Here is a 2,837-nt window from a genome sequence, read left to right as displayed (position 1 = left end):
GAAACGCTATGCGCCCACTACAAAACCGTTTGCTATGGAAAATGATATTATTAAATTGTTATCATAATGCTTTATGGGCAGTATTTTGACTACATTGGACAATTTCAATAATCAATTGCTGCTTATTCTCTAAATGTATTTGTTGTATTTTTTGAAGTAATAAGCCAATCGCTTTCGCACGCCTCCCTGTTTTTTTATATTGCTCTAAATAGTGATTAAGAAAGTCAATTTGTACAGAGCTATCATTGAAGTCACCTAATTTAGCTTGTAGAAACTTTAATGTTTTTGTCTTTAGACTAATTGATAATTGCTCTGTTAATGGGCAGTAGTAATCCAAACCATAACGTAATTTTTTACATTTTATTCTCAAGCGATGAAGTTGTGCGTCAGAGGTTTGTGAGTTAATCGCGCTCATTGAGGTAATGAAATGACTATTTAAGTCTAGTAATAGTATATTTATCATTTCTTGTGATGGGATAGATAGATCTTCTACGCGAGGTGATAGCTGCTTTAACTGAATGCGAATATGCTTATATTGTGCTTTATATTCCTCGCTTTTTAACCAATGTTTATTTTTCTTATACGCTTTTTGGCGTTGGCGCTGCAGGTCGTCAAAAAAACGTGCCAGTCCTTGATGGTGTTTATGATCGACTAAATTAAAGTAATGTTCCATTTGCATAAGATAAACATCGAGATCGCGTTGTAAATTAGTAGGCTGCATTAATTTTTTGATGGCAAAGTTAGTTTCTTTTAGTTGTTCTGGAATGAAAAGTGATTGATGGAGGCTAAGTATGGCGCGTATATGACGCATGGTAACGCGATATTGATGAAGAAATTCAGGATCATCATCTTTTATAATGCCTTTTTGATAGTTTTCGCAAAAAGAGAAATTCTGTAACACGTGAGAGCGAATAATTTTAGGTAGTGGCAAAGTAGAATGAGTAGGATAAACATCTGACGTTTTTCGGGGAAGCTGAAAAGTGTCTCGTTTATGCATAATTTTGCCTAACTAATAATATTCATTTTAAACTATAAATATAGAACAAATGAATGCTTACATCTGAAACATAAGGCTTATTTTTATATGTAAATTACATGGAAATAGTGCGTTACAAGAGAGAATAAATTAAATCAATAGCGAAGAAAGATAAAACTGCCCGTTATTTTAAAGTACTGCTAAAGCTTAAAGAGAGTTCTCTATAAGTTTAATAGGAGTCACTGTATGTCAAAGGTATGTAATCCATTAGGCACTGATGGTTTTGAATTTGTTGAATACACTGCTCCAACAAAAGTTGGGATCACTAAGCTTAAGAATTTATTTAGACAAATGGGGTTTGCGGAAATAGCGAAACATAAACATAAAATGGTGTGGCTTTATCGTCAGGGGGACATTAACTTCATTGTAAATGGTGAGTCAGCTTCTCAAGCAAGTACGTTTGCATTGCAGCATGGCGCAAGTGTTAATGCGATGGCATTTCGGGTTAAAGATGTAAACAAAGCGTTAGATTATGCTATCAAGCATGGTGCAAAGAAGTGTGAAAATAATGTTGGGCTTATGGAACTCAATATTCCCGCTATTGAAGGTATTGGAGGCGCATTATTATATTTTATCGATCGTTATGGCGAACATGATATTTACGAGGTGGATTTTGAGTATTACCCAGATGCACAAAAGCGTTTAACGGCGATAGATACAGGGTTATTAACGATTGATCACCTTACTCATAATGTTGCTATCGGACATATGGATAAATGGTCTGGTTTTTATGAAAAAATTGCAAATTTTCAACAGATTAAATACTTTGATATCAAAGGAAAATTAACGGGGTTAAAATCTCGCGCAATGACATCACCTTGTGGCAAAATCCGCATTCCTATTAATGAATCAAGTGATGAACATTCTCAAATCGCAGAATACTTAAAGCAATATAATGGAGAAGGTATTCAGCATATCGCTTTAAGTACTAATAACATTCTTTCATCAGTGAAAAAGCTACGTCAATTAGGTGTTACCTTCATGGATACACCGGATACTTATTACGAACTGGTCAATAAAAGAATTAATTGTCACGATGAAAATATCTCATTGTTGCAGCGTGATAAAATACTGATCGATAGTGATGAACATGGTATTTTGTTGCAAGTTTTCACGGGAACTGTGATTGGTCCCGTATTTTTTGAGATTATTCAACGTAAAGGAAATCAAGGATTCGGTGAGGGTAATTTTCAAGCTTTATTCGAATCAATTGAACTTGACCAAATACGTCGAGGTGTTCTGAGCGCAAAATCTTAGCTTAATAAAATAAGCAATTTTTTCCCTGCTGTTAGCTATGAATTGTACATTTCTTCAATGTAACATTTATATAAGAGGGGCTGGTTAATGTTCTCTATACTGTAGTAGTATCATTCAAGGCATTGGATTTAATGCTTATGTAGTATATTGGACATCTAATATGACTAATAAAGATACGATAGTGAATAAAAATAATAAGTTTCTTGTTGGGTGGCGTGAAGTCGCTGCATTACCTGATCTGGGTATCAATAATATTCATGTAAAAATCGATACTGGTGCACGAAGTTCGTGCCTGCATACTTTCAAAATTGAAGAATTTACTCGTAACGGTGAAGAGTGGGTTAAGTTTTGGATTCACCCCATCCATAACAACACCGACGTTGAACAAAGTTGTGAAGCAAAAGTGGCTGATAAACGAGTAGTTAGAAACTCTGGCGGTGATGAACAACTGCGCTACTTTATCGTTTCTACGATTGATTTTAATGGTCAAAGATGGCCTATCGAAATCTCTTTAACAAGCCGCGATAATATGGCTTTCCGTATG

The 2,837-nt window shown here is 34.9% G+C and carries 3 protein-coding genes; 2 read left to right on the top strand and 1 reads right to left on the bottom strand.

Features of this window, described 5'->3' with window-relative positions:
• Positions 1-61 precede the first annotated feature (61 nt).
• The gene (locus SKA34_RS07905; RefSeq protein ID WP_006644986.1) at positions 62-997 is read right to left on the bottom strand and encodes a CHAD domain-containing protein; all 936 of its coding nucleotides are present in this window, start codon (positions 995-997) and stop codon (positions 62-64) included.
• A 225-nt stretch (positions 998-1,222) separates the two neighbouring features.
• Between SKA34_RS07905 and hppD the strand changes: the two genes are divergently transcribed.
• The gene (gene hppD / locus SKA34_RS07900) at positions 1,223-2,293 is read left to right on the top strand and encodes a 4-hydroxyphenylpyruvate dioxygenase (protein WP_006644985.1); all 1,071 of its coding nucleotides are present in this window, start codon (positions 1,223-1,225) and stop codon (positions 2,291-2,293) included.
• Positions 2,294-2,453: 160 nt separating this feature from the next.
• Positions 2,454-2,837 (top strand): RimK/LysX family protein (locus tag SKA34_RS07895; protein ID WP_006644984.1); only part of this gene is annotated, 384 nt, incomplete at its 3' end.

Origin of the sequence: Photobacterium sp. SKA34 (assembly GCF_000153325.1) — a bacterium.
In the GTDB taxonomy this organism is placed as follows: Bacteria; Pseudomonadota; Gammaproteobacteria; order Enterobacterales; family Vibrionaceae; genus Photobacterium.
This window is presented reverse-complemented; position numbering and strand designations above follow the sequence as displayed.

What these genes read in the sequence shown, in the direction of transcription:
- hppD (WP_006644985.1), top strand. Translation starts at nt 1,223, where the DNA reads ATGTCAAAGGTATGTAATCCATTAGGCACTGATGGTTTTGAATTTGTT.
- SKA34_RS07905 (WP_006644986.1), bottom strand. Translation starts at nt 997, where the DNA reads ATGCATAAACGAGACACTTTTCAGCTTCCCCGAAAAACGTCAGATGTT.